Source organism: Streptomyces sp. NPDC044921 (assembly GCF_056432865.1).
The window spans coordinates 308,674-325,799 of record NZ_JBWKIF010000004.1 but is presented as its reverse complement, the minus strand read 5'-3'; the positions used below and the strand labels follow the sequence as shown (position 1 = coordinate 325,799).

The window sequence follows — 17,126 nt, the reverse complement described above, 5'->3', positions numbered from 1 at the left end:
GGCACCCCCCTACATTGTTTCCACTTAGTAGAAACTAGTTTCCGCAATACGGAAGGTGCTCACGGCGGGGCGCGACGGGAGTGCGTATCCGACAGCCGAACCAGGAGTAGTTCCATGGCTCGTATGACCGCTGCCCGCGCGGCAGTCGAGATTCTCAGGCGTGAGGGCGTCACCGACGCGTTCGGTGTGCCGGGCGCGGCGATCAACCCCTTCTACGCGGCGCTCAAGGCCTCCGGGGGCATCGCCCACACCCTCGCCCGGCACGTCGAGGGCGCCTCGCACATGGCCGAGGGCTACACCCGGACCCACCCCGGCAACATCGGCGTCTGCATCGGCACCTCCGGCCCGGCCGGCACCGACATGATCACCGGTCTGTACTCGGCGACCGGAGACTCCATCCCGATCCTGTGCATCACCGGCCAGGCCCCGACCGCCGTGATCCACAAGGAGGACTTCCAGGCCGTCGACATCGCCTCGATCGCCAAACCGGTCACCAAGATGGCCGTGACCGTGCTGGAGGCCGCGCAGGTCCCGGGCGCCTTCCAGCAGGCGTTCCACCTGATGCGCTCCGGCCGCCCGGGCCCGGTCCTCATCGACCTGCCGATCGACGTGCAGCTGACGGAGATCGAGTTCGACCCGGAGACGTACGAGCCGCTGCCGGTCTACAAGCCCGCCGCGACCCGCGCCCAGGTCGAGAAGGCCATCGGGATGCTGAACGCCGCGGAGCGGCCGCTGATCGTCGCCGGCGGCGGCGTCATCAACGCCGACGCCTGCGAACTGCTCGTCGAGTTCGCCGAGTTGACCGGCACGCCGGTCGTGCCCACGCTCATGGGCTGGGGCGTCCTGCCCGACGACCACGAACTGAACGCCGGCATGGTCGGCCTGCAGACCTCGCACCGCTACGGCAACGCGACCTTCCTGGAGTCCGACTTCGTCCTCGGCATCGGCAACCGCTGGGCCAACCGCCACACCGGCAGGCTGGACGTCTACACCGCCGGACGGAAGTTCGTCCACGTCGACGTCGAACCGACCCAGATCGGCAGGATCTTCGCCCCCGACTACGGCATCGCCTCCGACGCCAAGGCGGCCCTCGAACTGTTCGTCGAGGTGGCGCGCGAACTGAAGGCGGCCGGCCGGCTGCCCGACCGCTCCGCCTGGGCCGCGTCCGCGCAGGAGAGGAAGGCCACGCTCCAGCGCCGCACCCACTTCGACGACATCCCGATCAAACCGCAGCGCGTCTACGAGGAGATGAACAAGGCCTTCGGTCCGGAGACCCGGTACGTCTCCACCATCGGACTCTCGCAGATCGCCGGCGCCCAGATGCTGCACGTCTACCGGCCCCGCCACTGGATCAACTGCGGCCAGGCCGGCCCGCTCGGCTGGACGGTCCCGGCCGCGCTCGGCGTGGCCAAGGCCGACCCGGAGGCGTCCGTCGTCGCGCTCTCCGGCGACTACGACTTCCAGTTCATGATCGAGGAACTGGCCGTCGGCGCGCAGCACCGGATCCCGTACGTCCACGTCCTCGTGAACAACGCCTATCTCGGGCTGATCCGCCAGGCGCAGCGGGCCTTCGACATCGACTTCCAGGTCAAGCTGGAGTTCGAGAACGTCAACGCGCCCGAACTCGGCGTCTACGGCGTCGACCACGTCAAGGTCGCCGAGGGCCTCGGCTGCAAGGCGATCCGGGTGACCGACCCGGCCGAGCTGGGCGCCGCCTTCGAGCAGGCCAAGAAGCTCGCCGCGCAGTTCCGGGTCCCGGTCGTCGTCGAGGCGATCCTGGAGCGGGTCACCAACATCTCCATGTCCACGACGAACGACATCGGCAACGTCGTGGAGTTCGAGGAGATCGCCACCGAGCCGGGCCACGCGCCCACCGCCGTCAAGACGCTGAAGGTCTGACACCCAAGGGCCAGGGGCGGTCCGTCCGTGTGGACGGGCCGCCCCTCACGCGTGCGCGGACGCGAGGATCCCCCCGGCTCCCGCACCGCCGCCCGTGCCACGCGGCGAGTGCTTGAGGAGGGACGTGCCGCCCACCTCGGCGCGGTGGACCAGGCCCGTGCGCAGGGCGAACCGCGGCACCGGCAGGCGCAGGGCAGGCTCGCCGTGCAGGGCGACGGCCGGCAGCCGGTCGTGGTGGCCCAGGCCGTGTCTGCTCGCCGGCAGCGGACGGGTGTGCCGCAGCAGGCCCGCCTCGGCGAGCCGGATCCGGGTCAGCGCGACGGCCGACCGGACGCCGGGGTCCTTGACCAGGGCTCTCGGACCGGTGGGTACCCGCGGGGACGTGTGCACGGCCCGCGCCGGCGGCTCCGCAGGTGCAGGTCCACCACGGCGACGGTGACGGCGGCCCGCGGGCCGCCCCCCAGCGGTGCGATCTCGTGCGGCTCCAGCCGGGCCGCCGCCCCGTCGCTCATGGCCTCACCCCCGTACCGGGCCCGCCGCCCCCGTGCCGGCGGGCCCGTGTGACGAGAATGTGCCCGGCCCCGGGGGCGGTTGAAGCCCCCGGGGCCGGGTTCAGAGGTTCATTTGAGGGTTCCGTACGGCAGGTACGACCGGTGCCGTACGCGCTCAGGTGCCGTGGTGCTCCGAGAGCCCGGGCCGGTCGTCCGGCCCGCCGCCCCGCAGGTGTGCGCGCAGGGAGGAGGGCTGGCCGTCCGGCGGCGCGAGGCTGGGCGCGACAGGACGTTCGCGCCGCCGGACGGGGTCGGGGGGCAGGGGGAGCGTGCTGGGACCGCGGCGGGTGCGACGGGGCCCGGAGCGGGCTTCCCTCAGGTCGAGAAGCCGGTTCCGGCCCCTTCACCACCGCACTGGCTCACACACCGCCGCGGTCCGCGCCCTGACCGTGTCCGTGCCCGGGGCGGCCACCCCTCATCCGGGCCGCCGCGGGCGGTCGGACACGGTCAGGGAGTCTCAGTCCTCGCGCAGGGCGCGGACGGCCTCCTCCACGCGCCGGCCGTACTCCGGGTCGGCGGCGTGGAAGTGCGCGAGGTTCCTCTCGATCACGTCGTCGCGGGAGACCCGGGACAGGCCGCCGGCGATGTTCGCGACCAGGCGGGACCGCTCCTCGGCGGACATCAGCCGGTACAGCTCGCCCGCCTGGAAGAAGTCGTCGTCCTTGGTGTGCGAGGGCGCCGGGTGGGTGCCGGTGTGGCCGTGCACCGCGAGCGGCGCCGAGAGCGGGCGGCCGGTCTCGACCGGGCCGTCGTAGGAGTTCGGCTCGTAGTTCCTGGCGTACCGGCCCTGCGGGTTGGACGCCATCAGGCCGTCCCGGCCGTAGTTCTCGGCGCTCGTGGCCCGGGGCGCGTTGACGGCCAGCTGCGTGTGGTTGACGCCCAGGCGGTAGCGGTGGGCGTCCGCGTAGGCGAACAGGCGGCCCTGGAGCATCTTGTCGGGCGAGGGACCGATGCCCGGCACGAAGTTGTTCGGGGAGAACGCGGCCTGCTCGACCTCGGCGAAGACGTTGTCCGGGTTGCGGTCGAGGACCAGCCGGCCCACGCGCCGCAGCGGGTAGTCGCCGTGCGGCCAGACCTTCGTCAGGTCGAACGGGTTGAAGCGGTAGTCGGCCGCCTCGGCCGCCGGCATCAGCTGCACGTACAGCGTCCAGGACGGGTGCACACCCCGCTCGATGGCCTGGAGCAGGTCCGTCTGGTGGGAGTTGGGGTCCTTGCCCGCGAGTTCGGCGGCCTGCTCGCTGCTCAGACAGCGGATGCCCTGGTTCGTCTTGAAGTGGTACTTGACGAAGAAGGCCTCGCCCCGGGCGTTGGTCCACTGGTAGGTGTGGGAACCGTAGCCGTTCATGTGCCGGTACGAGGCAGGGATGCCGCGGTCGCCCATCAGCCAGGTCACCTGGTGCGTGGCCTCGGGGGAGTGGCCCCAGAAGTCCCAGACGTTGTCCGGCTCCTGACGGCCCGTGAACGGGTCGCGCTTCTGCGAGTGGATGAAGTCCGGGAACTTGATCGGGTCCTTGATGAAGAAGACCGGGGTGTTGTTCCCGACGAGGTCGTAATTGCCCTCGGACGTGTAGAACTTCACCGCGAAGCCGCGGGGGTCGCGCACGGCGTCCGCGCCGCCGAGGCTGTCGGCCACCGTCGAGAAGCGCAGGAAGACCTCCGTGCGCCTGCCGACCTCGCCGAGGAAGTGGGCGTGGGTGAACTCCGTGACGTCGTCGGTCACCTCGAAGTGGCCGTACGCGCCCGAGCCGCGGGCGTGCACCACGCGCTCGGGGATGCGCTCGCGGTTGAAGCGCGCGAGCTTCTCCAGCAGGTGCTGGTCCTGGAGCAGGAGCGGGCCGCCGACGCCGGCGGTGGCGGAGTTCTGGTTGTCGGCGACGGGGGCGCCGGACTCGGTGGTGAGCACGCGCTGCGACATCGTGACCTTCCGTACGGGAGAGCAGCGGAAATATGTTTCCGCTTTGTGGAGCCTAGGGTCGGGGCGATCGGAGCGTCAACAGTTTGTTGAAGCAGTGGGCATGGGTGGACCGGGCGGTGCCGCCCCTTTGGGCGCGACAGGACAGGTGTCAGCGGCGGCACCGCCCGGAGCGGGGGGACCCTCGGAGGGCGAGCGTCAGACCTGCGCGCCGGAGAGCCGCTCCACGGCCCGCAGCAGGGCCGAGTGGTCCAGGCCGCCGTCACCCTGGGCGCGCAGCGAGGCGACCAGTTGGGCGACCACGGCGCCGACGGGCAGGGCCGCGCCGACGGTGCGGGCGGCGTCCGTGACGATGCCCATGTCCTTGTGGTGCAGGTCGATCCGGAAGCCCGGCTTGAAGTCGCGGGCGAGGAAGTTGTCCTTCTTGCGGGTCAGTACGGTCGAGCCGGCCAGGCCGCCGTTCAGCACGTCCAGGGCGGCCTTCAGGTCCACGCCCGACTTCTCCAGGAAGACCACGGCCTCGGCGCACGCCTGGATGTTCACGGCGACGATCAGCTGGTTGGCGGCCTTCACCGTCTGTCCCGAACCGTGCGGACCGCACAGCACGATGGTCCTGCCCAGTGCCTCGAAGATCGGCTTCGCCTGGTCGAAGTCGGCCTGCTCGCCGCCCACCATGATGGACAGCACGGCCTCGATCGCCCCGGCCTCACCGCCGGAGACCGGCGCGTCGAGCACGCGGATGCCCTTGTCCCTCGCCGCCTTCGCCAGGTCGGCCGAGGTCTGGGGCGTGATCGAGGACATGTCGATCAGCAGCGCGCCGGACCGCGCGTTCTCCAGGATGCCGTCGGGGCCGTAGGCGATGGCCTCGACCTGCGGGGAGGCGGGAACCATCGTGATGACGACGTCGGCGTCCCGCACGGCCTCGGCGATCGAACCCGCGGCCGTGCCGCCGGCGGCGGCCAGGCGGTCCAGCTTGTCCTGCTCCAGCGTGTAACCGGTGACCTGGTAACCCGCCTTGATCAGGTTCTCGGACATGGGGGAGCCCATGATGCCGAGACCGATCCAAGCGATCTTGGGAAGAGAGCTGCTCATGATGGGGATGCCTTTCGGTGCAGGGATCAGCGGGGCAGCCAGTCGAAGGCCTCGGCGCTCGGACGGTCGCCCGGCTTGTACTCGAGGCCCACCCAGCCGTCGTATCCCGCCTTCTTCAGCTGGTCGAGGAGCTCCTCCAGGGGGAGCGAACCGGTGCCGGGCGCGCCGCGGCCCGGGTTGTCGGCGATCTGCACGTGGCCGGTCTTCGGCGCGAAGCGCTCGATCACCGCCGGCAGGTCCTCGCCGTTCATGGACAGGTGGTAGAGGTCCATGAGGAAGCGCGCGTTGCCCAGCCCGGTGGCGTCGTTGACCTTGTCGACGACCTCGACGGCGGCGGGTGCGGACACCAGCGGGTACAGCGGCGACTCCGGCTGGTTGAGCGCCTCGACCAGCAGCACCGCGCCGATCCGGTCGGCGGCGCGGGCCGCCAGGACCAGGTTCTGAAGGGCGAGCGCGTCCTGCTCGGCCGGGTCCACGCCCTCGACGCGGTTGCCGTAGAGGGCGTTGAGGGCCGTGCAGCCGAGCGAGGCGGCGAAGCCGGCGGCCACGTCGACGTTGGCGCGGAACCGCTCCGACTCCGCGCCCGGGACCGACAGGGCGCCGCGGTCCGGGCCGGGCAGCTGCCCGGCGTAGAAGTTCAGGCCGGTGAGCCGGACGCCCGCGTCCTCGATCGCCCGCCGCAGGGCGTCGAGCTCGGACTGCTCGGGTGTGGGGGTGCCGGTCCAGGGCCACCACAGCTCGACCGCGGTGAAGCCGGCGGCGGCGGCCGCCGCGGGGCGCTCCAGGAGCGGGAGTTCCGTGAAGAGGATCGACAGGTTGACGTTGAAGCGCTGGTCTGCGAATCCCATCGGGGCGGCGCTCCCTTCCTTGTCTCCGTAATGCTTTCCGTATTGCGGAATAAGCTTTCTGCTTAACGGAAGACTGCCCGGGTGGCGGGAGGACTGTCAAGAGGGGCTGCCGGAAAGTCCGCACCGCGCGTTAGGTTGAGCGCGTGCGACTGAGAGTGGAGTTCACGACCGAGCCCTTCGACCTGGACGAGGCCCCCGCGCACGCGGTGGTGGCCCGCGAGGTGGTGGAGGCCGCCGACCTGGACGCCGTGGACGTGGGTCCGTTCGGCAACACCGCGGAGGGCGGCGCCGACGCGGTGCTCGGCGCCGTGGACGCCCTGCTCCGCAAGGCCCTGGCGGCCGGCGCCACCCGGGTCTCCCTCCAGGTCAACGTGATCGACGGGGACGCCGCGTGAGCGGCGCGGGGGACGAGCCGTTCATCGCGGCCGTCAAGCCCCTGGTCGACGCCATGGGCGGCGAGATGGTGCCGCCCGACGAGGCGGGCCCCGACGACGTCGTGCTGACCTGGGAGGGCCGCGAGGCCGTCGCCGTACGGCTGCCGCAGCTCGCCGACTCCCTCGACCACATCCTGGCCGCCATGGAGCGCCGCAAGGGCATGCCCCTGGCCGACCTGGACCGCAAGGCCAAGCAGGAGGTGGTGCGCATACTGGAGGCGCGCGGCGCCTTCTCCGTACGGCACGGCGTGGAGACCGTGGCGAGCGCCCTCGGCGTCAGCCGCTTCACCGTCTACAACTACCTCAACCGCGAGAAGGGGTCCTGACCGGCTCCTTCCGGCCCGCCCCGGCCGCTGCGCCGCCCTTCCGGTTTCCGTGCCGTTTCCCCGGCGCGAATTTTCAACAAACTGTTGACGGGTTGTCGCGGGAGGGCGTTAGCTATCGGCACGCCCGTTCAGCACGACGGCCGCATCCGGCCACGGAGGCTCCCGTGACTTCGACTTCCACGCCGCCGGGCCTGGCCCGGTTCAACACCCTGGAGGAGCACGCGGCCCGCACCGCGCTCCACGAGGCGTGCGCCTCCACGGCGTGGGCGAAACGCCTGCTCGCCGCCCGCCCCTACGCCACCCCCGAGGACCTGTACGCCGCGAGCGACGCCGCCACGGCGGACCTGACCGCCCCGGACCTCGACGAGGCGATGGCCGGCCACCCGCCCATCGGCCGCCCCAAGCCGGGCGACCCCACCTCGGCCCGCGAACAGCGCGGCATGGCCGGCGCCTCCGACGAGCTCAAGGCGGAGATGCTGGAACTGAACCTCGCCTACCAGGAGAGGTTCGGCCACGTCTTCCTGATCTGCGCCACCGGCCGCACCGGCGAGCAGATGCGCGACGCCCTCCGGGAGCGGATCGGCAACACGCCGGAGCGGGAGCGGGAGATCGTCCGCACCGAACTGGGGAAGATCAACCGCATCCGTCTGGCCCGACTCGTCGAAGAGGACTGACCGCACCATGAGCACCTCCGCCACCGCGTCCGTGTCCACGCACATCCTGGACACCAGCGCCGGCCGCCCGGCCGAGGGCGTCGCCGTCCATCTCTCCGCCCGCCCCGGGCGCGCGGCTGGCTGGCAGGCGCTCGGCGGCTCCGCGACCGACGCGGACGGCCGGTGCAAGGACCTCCCGGCCCTGCCGGAGGGCACCACCCACGTACGGCTCGACTTCGCGGTCGAGCCGTACTTCGAACAATCCGCGAAGAAGCAAGCCGATGCGCAGCAGGACGCCCCCGCGAATCGGGACAGCGGCGCCGCGGTGTTCTTCCCGGAGGTGGCGATCACCTTCGCCGTCGTCCCGGGCGAGCACTACCACGTACCGCTGCTGCTCAACCCGTTCGGCTACTCCGTATACCGAGGGAGCTAGCTACATGACCGTCAATTCCCGCCCCGGCCGCCCGGTCCTGCTGGGACAGAACCAGTACGGCAAGGCCGAGAACCGAGTCGTGAGGATCACGCGGGACGGCGCCACCCACCACATCAAGGACCTGAACGTGTCCGTGGCGCTGAGCGGCGACATGGACGAGGTCCACTACTCCGGCTCGAACGCCAACGTCCTGCCGACCGACACCACCAAGAACACGGTGTACGCCTTCGCCAAGGAACACGGCATCGAGTCCGCCGAGCAGTTCGGCATCCACCTCGCCCGGCACTTCGTCACCAGCCAGGAGCCGATCCACCGGGCCCGCATCCGCATCGAGGAGTACGCCTGGGAGCGGATCGAGGCCTCCGACGCCACCTCGCAGTTCATCGGCGCCGACGAGGTCAAGCACTCCTTCGTCCGCAAGGGCCAGGAGACCCGGCTCACCCAGGTCACCTACGACGGCGAGAAGTGGGAGGTGATCTCGGGCCTGAAGGACCTGGTCGTGATGAACTCGACCAACTCCGAGTTCTGGGGCTACGTCAAGGACAAGTACACGACCCTGAAGGAGGCCTACGACCGCATCCTGGCCACCGAGGTGTCGGGCCGCTGGCGGTTCAACTGGACCGACGACGACGAGCGCATGCCCCACTGGGAGAAGTCCTACGAGCAGGTGAGGAAGCACATGCTCCAGGCCTTCGCCGAGACGTACTCCCTCTCACTCCAGCAGACGCTGTACCAGATGGGCGCGCGGATCATCAACCACCGCAGCGAGATCGACGAGGTCCGCTTCTCGCTGCCGAACAAGCACCACTTCCTGGTCGACCTGGAGCCGTTCGGACTGAAGAACGACAACGAGGTCTACTACGCCGCCGACCGCCCCTACGGGCTGATCGAGGCGACGATCCTGCGGGACGGCTGCGAGCCGCGCATCCCGGTGGATCTCACCAACCTCTGACGTTCCCTCTTTCGGCACCCGCGGCCGGGGGAACCCCTCTCCCGGCCACGGCACTCAAAACTCCCGGGGTCCTGCCGTGCCCTCTCCACATCAGCGCAAAGGACGAACCATGGCAGCAGACCGGCGCATCGTCATCGAGAACTGCGCGATCGCGACCGTCGACACCCACGACACCGAGTACGCCTCCGGACACGTCGTCATCGCCGGCAACCGCATCGAGTCCCTCGGCGCGGGCCCCGCCCCCGAGGGCCTCCAGGACGTGGCCCGCCGCATCGACGCCTCCGGCCACCTCGTGACCCCCGGCCTGGTCAACACGCACCACCACTTCTACCAGTGGATCACCCGCGGCCTGGCCACGGACCACAACCTCTTCGACTGGCTCGTGGCGCTCTACCCCACCTGGGCGCGCATCGACGAGCCGATGGTCCGCGCGGCGGCCCAGGGCTCGCTCGCGATGATGGCCCGCGGCGGCGTCACCACCGCCATGGACCACCACTACGTCTTCCCGCGGGGCTCCGGCGACCTCGCCGGCGCGATCATCGGGGCCGCCCGCGACATGGGCGTCCGCTTCACCCTCGCCCGCGGCTCCATGGACCGCAGCGAGAAGGACGGCGGCCTGCCCCCGGACTTCGCGGTCGAGACCCTCGACGGCGCGCTGGCCGCCACCGAGGAGACCGTGCGGCAGCACCACGACTCCTCCTTCGACGCCATGACCCAGGTCGCGGTAGCGCCCTGCTCCCCCTTCTCCGTCTCCACCGAGCTGCTGCGCGACGGCGCCCAACTGGCCCGCCGGCTCGGCGTCCGGCTGCACACCCACGGCTCGGAGACCGTCGAGGAGGAGAAGTTCTGCCACGAGCTGTTCGGCATGGGCCCGACCGACTACTTCGAGTCCACCGGCTGGCTCGGCGAGGACGTGTGGATGGCGCACTGCGTCCACATGAACGACTCCGACATCGCCGCCTTCGCCCGCACCCGGACCGGCGTCGCGCACTGCCCCTCCTCCAACGCCCGCCTCGCGGCCGGCATCGCCCGCGTCCCCGACATGCTCGCCGCCGGCGTCCCGGTCGGCCTGGGCGTCGACGGCACCGCCTCCAACGAGTCCGGCGAACTCCACACCGAGCTGCGCAACGCCCTCCTCATCAACCGCCTCGGCGGCCACAGGGAGGCCGCGCTCAACGCCCGCCAGGCGCTGCGCCTGGGCACCTTCGGCGGAGCCCAGGTCCTCGGCCGGGCGGCGGAGATCGGCTCCCTGGAGCCCGGCAAGCTCGCCGACCTGGTGCTGTGGCGGATGGACACCCTCGCCCACGCCTCCATCGCCGACCCGGTGACCGCCCTGGTCTTCGGCGCGGCGGCCCCGGTCACCGCCTCGTTCGTGGGCGGCCGGCAGATCGTCGAGGACGGGCGCCTGCTGACCGTCGACGAGGACGCCGTCGCCCGCGCCACGCGCGACGAGGCCCGGCGCCTGGCGCGGATCGCCGCGCGGGCCTGACCACCCGGATACTCCGGCCGGGAGGGACGGCTCCCGGCCGGCGGCCGTGGACCCGAGCGGGGTCCACGGCGGTCGTCTCCGGAGGCGTGCGCCCACGCGAGCGCCTCCGGAGACGGTCACCACCGTCCGCCGGTCCCTCCCCCAAGCTCTCGGCTTCGCTCGAGCAGGGAGGTACCCCCATGACCACCCGCACCACCTCCTTGACACCCACGGCCGCCGCTCGGCGCTGCCGTGTAACCGACCGGAGGGACGCCTGCCGTGGCCGACCACCCCGTTGACGAGAAACTCCCCGCGCTCAAGATGGCGACGACCGGCCTGCAGCACGTGGCCGCCATGTACGCCGGAGTCGTCGCCCCACCCCTGATCGTCGGCGCGGCCATCGGCCTCTCCGCCACCGACCTGACCTTCCTCACCGGCGCCTGCCTGTTCACCGCGGGCCTGGCCACCTTCCTGCAGACCCTCGGCATCTGGAAGATCGGCGCCCGGCTGCCGTTCGTCAACGGCGTCACCTTCGCCGGTGTCGCCCCGATGACCGCGATCGTCGCCTCCACCGAGGACAAGTCCGACGCCCTGCCGGTCATCTTCGGCGCGGTCATCGTCGCCGGACTCCTGGGCTTCCTCGCGGCCCCCGTCTTCTGCAAGGCGATCCGCTTCTTCCCGCCGGTCGTCACCGGATCCGTGATCACCCTGATCGGCGTATCGCTGCTGCCCGTCGCCTTCGGCTGGGCGCAGGGACCGAACCCGGCCGCCGACGACTTCGGCTCGGCGACCAACCTGGGCCTGGCGGGCGCGACCCTGCTGATCGTGCTGCTGCTGCGCCGGTTCACCCGGGGCTTCGTCAAGCAGATCGCGGTCCTGCTCGGCCTGGTCGCCGGCACCCTGATCGCGATCCCGCTGGGCGTCACGGACTTCGGGCCGGTCGCGGACGCGGACGTCGTCGGCTTCCCCACCCCCTTCCACTTCGGCGCCCCCCAGTTCCAGCTCGCCGCGATCATCTCGATGTGTGTGGTGATGGTGGTGTCGATGACCGAGTCGACCGCCGACATGCTGGCCCTCGGTGAGATCGTCGACCGCCCGGCCGACGAGAGGACCATCGCCGCCGGCCTGCGCGCCGACACCCTCGGCTCGGCGATCAGCCCCCTGTTCAACGGCTTCATGTGCAGCGCCTTCGCGCAGAACATCGGCCTGGTCGCCATGACGAAGATCCGCAGCCGGTACGTCGTCGCCGCGGGCGGCGGCTTCCTGGTGCTGATGGGCCTGTGCCCGATGGCCGCCTCGCTGATCGCCGTCGTACCTCGCCCGGTGCTCGGCGGGGCGGGCGTGGTCCTGTTCGGCTCGGTCGCGGCCAGCGGCATCCAGACCCTGGTCCGGGCCGGCCTGGACAAGGACAACAACATCCTGATCGTCGCCGTCTCCCTGGCCGTCGGCATCATCCCCATCACGGCGCCGGAGTTCTACCACGCCTTCCCCGAGACGGCCCGGATCGTCCTGGACTCCGGCATCTCGACCGGCTGCGTGGCGGCGGTGCTGCTGAACCTGGTCTTCAACCACCTCGGCGGAAGCGCCCGCGACGCCCACGACGTGACCCATCCGATGGAGGCGGGCGAGGAGCTGACGGGCGCGCCCAAGGCACCGGCCGCCTCCTGACCCGGACGCGGTGCCCCGGCCCTCCCTGGGCGCCGTGCACTCCTCCGCCCCGGCCGGCGCTCACCGGCCGGGGGCCGTGCCGTGTCACACCGTGAGTTTCACGGCCTCCAGCCAGACGTCGTTGTCCAGGGTGCCGCCGAAGGTGAAGTCGGGGCGGGGCTTGCTGCACACCCGCCCGCCCCAGTCCCGCCCGCGCAGGCGCACGGTGTTGCAGATCTCGCCGCTGCCGACGTTCATGGCGAAGCCCAGCATGTTCGGGGCGTTCCGTCGCGCGCTGCCGATGGTGAAGTTCTTCCCGTCGCCGGTGACGGCCGTCCAGCTCGGCTGCCACTCGCCGCGGCCGTCCACCGGCTTCGCCGCGTGCCGGAAGGCGTTCGCGGCCGATCCGCCGACGCCGTGCACCGCGATGTTGAGGGCCTTGATGGGCCGGTTCTGGCCCGAGGTGCCGGCGATCGTGCCGTCGCACACCGGTTTCTGCCAGCCCTGCCCGGAGACGTACGCGCGGTAGCAGATGTGCCGTCCGGAGGGGTCGCCCGCGGCGAGCCGTTTCACGGCGGTGGCCGCGGTGTCCTGCGGGGGCTTGGCGGTGACGGTGGTGGTGGCCGCCGGGGGCCTGGCCGTGATGGTGACGGTGACCCGGCCGGACCCCTTCGTCCGCGACGTGCCCGTCGGCTCCGGCTTCTTCCTGTCCGCGTCCTCGCCCTTGCCGGTGGCCGACGGGGAGGCGGACGCCGAGACGGACGGGGGCGGGATCGGGAGGGAGGACGGCTTCAGGGCCGAACTCGCGGCCGAGGGCGAGCCGCCCGTGCGCGCGGCGGTCTTCTCCCGGCTCCCGCCGTCACCGGAACCGCCACTGCCCAGGATCACCAGCGGTACGACGACCAGGGCGGCCACGCCGAGCGCCACGGGCCCGACCACCAGGGGCCTGCCGAGCAGTCCGGGTCCTTCGAACTCGTCGTCCGACTGGCGCGAGCCGGGCTTGCGGGCGGGCGCGGGTGCGGGCGGCGGTACACGGGAGGCGACGGGTGTCCCCTCGGGTCCGGGCAGCGCGTACGACGCCTCGTCGACGTCGAGGGGGCCGCCCCCGTGACCCGGCGCGGGAACGTGGCGCCTGGTGCCGGACTCCGCCCCGGCCCCCGCCCCGGCGGCGGGCCCGACCTCGTCGGGGGGCGGTTCCGGGACCTCCTGCAGTTGTTCGCGCAGCGAGCTGGAGCCGTCCGGGAGGACCTCCACGTACGCCACGTACCCCGCGGCCGGGTCCGAGATCGCCGCCGTGACGGCGCTGCCGCGGTCGCTCGCGCGGGCGTGCAGCAGGTCGAGGATCGCGGCGTCGACCGTCGTTCCCTCCGCCACCGGCACCGGTGCACCGTCGACGGCGGCGGATCCGTCACCGGAGATGACCACCGTGATGTCCGCGAAGGGTTCCGACGACCCCGCGGGCGCGTCGGGTTGGCCTGCGGTGACCGGCTCGTCCGCTTCCTCGTGTCCCGGGCTCATCGGCGTTCCTCTCTGACGTGCCCGGCCGATCGCACGGCCGGGGCGGTATCGGCGTTGCCCGCGTACCGCAACGGGCCCCGGCCGCAAAGGGTTCAACCCGCGGGCGACAAGCGGGATGACCGGCACGTCGGCGGTGACTTGTGACGGAACGGCATGTTCCGCTGAACCGCCCTGGCCGGGGCGAGTCCGCACTAGAGTCCGAACGTGGACTACGTGAATACCTTCCGTTTCGCTCTGCTGGGGCCGGTCCGGGCATGGCGCGGGGAACGGGAACTGGACCTCGGCTCGCCGCAGCAGAGGGTCGTGCTGGCGGCACTGCTCTTACGCCGTGGACGCCCCCTGCCGCTCGGCGAACTCATCGACGCCGTCTGGGGCCAGGAGCCACCCGCCGCCGCCGTGTCCGTCCTGCGGACCTACGTGTCGCGTCTGCGCAAGGTGCTGGAACCCGACCGCGGCCCGGCGCAGCGGCCCCGGACGCTCGTCTCCGTCGGCGACGGCTACCTGCTGAACGTGCCCGACGACAGCCTGGACCTCGCCGTCTTCCAGCGCCGGGTCGCGCAGGCCAAGCAGGCGCGCGCCGCGGGTGACGTCTCCGGCGCCGCGGACCTGCTGCGCGCCGCGCTCGACGGCTGGTGCGGTACCGCCCTGTCCGGACTCCCCGGCCCGCTGCCCGAGACGGTGTGCTCCTGGCTCGACGAGGAGTGGCTGACCGCGCTGGAGGCACGGCTGGACGCCGACCTCGCGCTCGGACGCCACCACGAGGTCATCGCGGAACTGCTGTCCCTCACCGCCGGGCACCCCCTGCGCGAGGAACTGTGCCGCCTGCTGATGCTCGCCCTGTACCGGTCGGGCCGGCAGGCCGAGGCCCTGGCCGCGTACCGGGGCGCACGTGCCGCCCTGGTGGCGGAGCTGGGCGTCGAGCCCGGCGCGTCCCTGCGGGAACTGCACGACCGCATCCTGGCCGCCGACCCCGCCCTCATGCCGCACCGGGCGCCGAGCCCGGCTCCGGCCGCGTCCACCCGGTCCCGGCCGGGCACGCCGGACGCACTCCCCGGCACCGCACCGGCGCCCGACGGGCAGGGGGACGCGACGGCCGGCGACGGCACGGCCCCGGACGGCACAGCCCTGGACGGCACGGCCTCGGACGCCGCAGCGCCGCACAGCGGAGACCGTCCCGGCCCGGCCGACCCGTACGAACCCCGGTTCCAGCCGGCCCGCCCCGCGCAACTTCCCGCCGACCTGCCCACGTTCGCCGGACGCGCCAGTGAACTCGACCGCGTCGGCGAGCTGTTGCCCCGCGACGGCAGCCCGCCGTCGACCGTGGTGATCAGCGCGATCGGCGGAATGGGCGGCATCGGCAAGTCGACCCTGGCCGTGCACTGGGCGCACCGCATCGCCGACCGCTTCCCCGGCGGTCAGCTCTACGTCAACCTGCGCGGCTTCGACCCGACCGGCTCCACCGTGACGCCCGACGAGGCCGTGCGCGGCTTCCTCGACGCGCTCGGGGTCCCGCCGATGCGCATACCCGCCGGTCTCGACGCGCAGGTCGCGCTGTACCGCAGCCTGCTCGCGCGCCGCAGGGTGCTCGTCCTGCTCGACAACGCCCGCGACGCCGAACAGGTGCGCCCGCTGCTGCCCGGCTCCCCGGGCTGTCTGGTCATCATCACCAGCCGCAACCGGCTCACCGGCCTGGTCGCCGGCGAGGGGGCGCACCCCCTGACGCTGGACCAGCTGACCCGGGCCGAGGCACACGACCTGCTGGCCCTGCGCCTGGGCACCGGACGGCTGGCCGCGGAGCCGCAGGCGGCGGAGGAGATCATCACGCGGTGCGGCCGCCTGCCGCTGGCCCTCGCCATCGTCGCCGCCCACGCCCGCGCCCACCCCGGCTTCCCGCTCAGCGCCATCGCCGACGAGGTGAACGACAGCCACGGCAGCCTGGACGCCTTCGCCGGCGGCGACGACATCACCACCGACGTACGGGCCGTCTTCTCCTGGTCCTACAAGGCGGTGTCCGCCCCGGCCGCGCGCCTGTTCCGGCTGCTGGGCCTGCACGCCGGGCCGGACATCTCCGCGCCCGCCGCGGCCGCCCTCGCCGGTCTCGCCCCGCGCGAGGTGCGCGGGCCGCTCGCCGAACTGACCCGGGCCCACCTGCTGACCGAGCACTTCCCGGGGCGCTACACCCTGCACGACCTGCTGCGCGTGTACGCCGCGGAACGCCTGCACGCCGAGGAGGCCCGGCAGGAGCGGGACGTCGCCCTCGGGCGGTTGCTGACCTGGTACCTGCACACCGCCGACGCGGCCTATCCGCACATCACCCCCCACCGCCGCCGCATCCCGCTGGAGCCGGGGCCGCGGCACTGCCGGCCCCTGGAGTTCACCACGCACGAACGGGCCCTGGACTGGTGCGAGACCGAGCGGTCCAACCTGATCGCCGCGGTGCACCAGGCCGCCCGGTCCGGGCAGACGGGCATCGCGTGGCGCCTGCCCGCCGTCCTGTGGGGGTTCTTCTACCTCCGCAGCCACGTGCACGACTGGCTGGACACCGCGCGCACCGGTCTGGCCGCCGCCCGGGAGGCCGGGGACCGGGAGGGGGAGACCCAGGGCCTGTCCGACACGGCCGCCGCGCTGCGCAACGCGGGCCGGTTCGACGAAGCCGTGGAACACCTCCAGCAGGCGCTGGTGCTGAGCCGGGAACTCGGGGACCGGGCGGCCCGGGCATCGGTCATCGCCAACCTGGGCGACGCCTATCTGCACGCCGGCCGGCTCCGGGAGGCCGTCGAGTACGCCCGCCGCGGACTGGTCCTCGACCGCATCGCCGGCAACGTCTGGGGCGAGGGCATCGCCCTGTCCAACCTGGGCGACGCCTACCAGCGCATGGGCCGCTACGACGAGGCCCTCGACTGCCTGCGGCGGGCGCTGGTCGTCCTGCGGGCGGGCGGCAACCGCTGGGTCGAGGGCGTCACCCTCGACATCCTCGGCACCATCCACCACCGCCTCGGCCGGTACGGGGAGTCCGTCGACCACTACCACCGGGCGATCGCGACGCACCGGGACATCGGCAACCGCTGGGGCGAGGGCCACACCCTGGGCCACCTCGGGGACGTCCACCTCGACGGCGGTGAGACCGAGGCGGCCCGGGCGAGCTGGCGGCACGCGCTCGCGATCTTCGCGGAGTTCGGCCATCCGGACGCCGAGCGGGTCCGCGAGCGGCTCGACCGCCTGCCGGACGGCCCGGCGGGCGCGCACACCCGGCAGGCCGCGCCGAGACGGTCCGCCTGACATGGCCCTCCTTCGCCGGTGAGACCCGCCGGCGACGCCCGGCAGGCACCCGCACAACGCACCCGGGGGTGGGCACGGTTCAACGTTCCGGCGACCCGTCCCCACCGCCCGGGC

At 72.5% G+C, this 17,126-nt stretch carries 14 protein-coding genes; 9 read left to right on the top strand and 5 right to left on the bottom strand.

Annotated features, from left to right (window positions below; genetic code table 11):
* Positions 1–114: 114 nt before the first annotated feature.
* Positions 115–1,899, top strand: coding sequence for a glyoxylate carboligase (gene gcl / locus AC07DA_RS08700; RefSeq protein WP_479125865.1), 1,785 nt, complete (start codon positions 115–117; stop codon positions 1,897–1,899).
* 45 nt (positions 1,900–1,944) lie between these two features.
* Here gcl and AC07DA_RS08695 read toward each other — a convergent pair whose 3' ends face one another.
* From AC07DA_RS08695 to AC07DA_RS08680, 4 genes are all read right to left on the bottom strand, one after another.
* Positions 1,945–2,289 (bottom strand): hypothetical protein, encoded by a 345-nt coding sequence (locus tag AC07DA_RS08695; protein WP_479125863.1) that lies wholly within the window; start codon positions 2,287–2,289, stop codon positions 1,945–1,947.
* A 618-nt stretch (positions 2,290–2,907) separates the two neighbouring features.
* Positions 2,908–4,365: a catalase gene (locus AC07DA_RS08690; protein ID WP_479125862.1), complete on the bottom strand. Its 1,458-nt coding sequence runs from the start codon at positions 4,363–4,365 to the stop codon at positions 2,908–2,910.
* 195 nt (positions 4,366–4,560) lie between these two features.
* On the bottom strand, positions 4,561–5,454 hold the full coding sequence (locus AC07DA_RS08685; RefSeq protein WP_479125861.1) for a 2-hydroxy-3-oxopropionate reductase: 894 nt from the start codon (positions 5,452–5,454) through the stop codon (positions 4,561–4,563).
* Positions 5,455–5,480: 26 nt separating this feature from the next.
* On the bottom strand, positions 5,481–6,302 hold the full coding sequence (locus AC07DA_RS08680) for a TIM barrel protein (protein WP_479125859.1): 822 nt from the start codon (positions 6,300–6,302) through the stop codon (positions 5,481–5,483).
* 143 nt (positions 6,303–6,445) lie between these two features.
* Between AC07DA_RS08680 and AC07DA_RS08675 the strand changes: the two genes are divergently transcribed.
* From AC07DA_RS08675 to AC07DA_RS08645, 7 genes are all read left to right on the top strand, one after another.
* Complete coding sequence (locus tag AC07DA_RS08675; RefSeq protein ID WP_479125857.1) at positions 6,446–6,697, top strand: YkoF family thiamine-binding protein; 252 nt, start codon at positions 6,446–6,448, stop codon at positions 6,695–6,697.
* The gene (locus AC07DA_RS08670; RefSeq protein ID WP_479125855.1) at positions 6,694–7,062 is read left to right on the top strand and encodes a helix-turn-helix domain-containing protein; all 369 of its coding nucleotides are present in this window, start codon (positions 6,694–6,696) and stop codon (positions 7,060–7,062) included. Before AC07DA_RS08675 ends, AC07DA_RS08670 begins: the two co-directional genes overlap by 4 nt.
* A gap of 164 nt (positions 7,063–7,226) precedes the next feature.
* On the top strand, positions 7,227–7,736 hold the full coding sequence (uraD, locus tag AC07DA_RS08665) for a 2-oxo-4-hydroxy-4-carboxy-5-ureidoimidazoline decarboxylase (RefSeq protein WP_479125854.1): 510 nt from the start codon (positions 7,227–7,229) through the stop codon (positions 7,734–7,736).
* Between the two features lie 7 nt (positions 7,737–7,743).
* Positions 7,744–8,148: a hydroxyisourate hydrolase gene (gene uraH / locus AC07DA_RS08660; protein ID WP_479125852.1), complete on the top strand. Its 405-nt coding sequence runs from the start codon at positions 7,744–7,746 to the stop codon at positions 8,146–8,148.
* 4 nt (positions 8,149–8,152) lie between these two features.
* Entirely contained in the window at positions 8,153–9,100 is a 948-nt protein-coding gene (pucL, locus tag AC07DA_RS08655) for a factor-independent urate hydroxylase (protein WP_479125850.1), read from the top strand.
* A 109-nt stretch (positions 9,101–9,209) separates the two neighbouring features.
* Positions 9,210–10,589, top strand: a complete 1,380-nt coding sequence (locus AC07DA_RS08650; RefSeq protein WP_479125848.1) for an 8-oxoguanine deaminase — start codon at positions 9,210–9,212, stop codon at positions 10,587–10,589.
* 258 nt (positions 10,590–10,847) lie between these two features.
* Positions 10,848–12,236, top strand: coding sequence for a nucleobase:cation symporter-2 family protein (locus tag AC07DA_RS08645; RefSeq protein ID WP_479125847.1), 1,389 nt, complete (start codon positions 10,848–10,850; stop codon positions 12,234–12,236).
* A gap of 84 nt (positions 12,237–12,320) precedes the next feature.
* Here AC07DA_RS08645 and AC07DA_RS08640 read toward each other — a convergent pair whose 3' ends face one another.
* Complete coding sequence (locus tag AC07DA_RS08640; protein WP_479125846.1) at positions 12,321–13,733, bottom strand: hypothetical protein; 1,413 nt, start codon at positions 13,731–13,733, stop codon at positions 12,321–12,323.
* 204 nt (positions 13,734–13,937) lie between these two features.
* Here AC07DA_RS08640 and AC07DA_RS08635 point away from each other — a divergent pair, with 204 nt between their 5' ends.
* Positions 13,938–17,012, top strand: coding sequence for an AfsR/SARP family transcriptional regulator (locus tag AC07DA_RS08635; protein ID WP_479125845.1), 3,075 nt, complete (start codon positions 13,938–13,940; stop codon positions 17,010–17,012).
* Positions 17,013–17,126 lie beyond the last annotated feature (114 nt).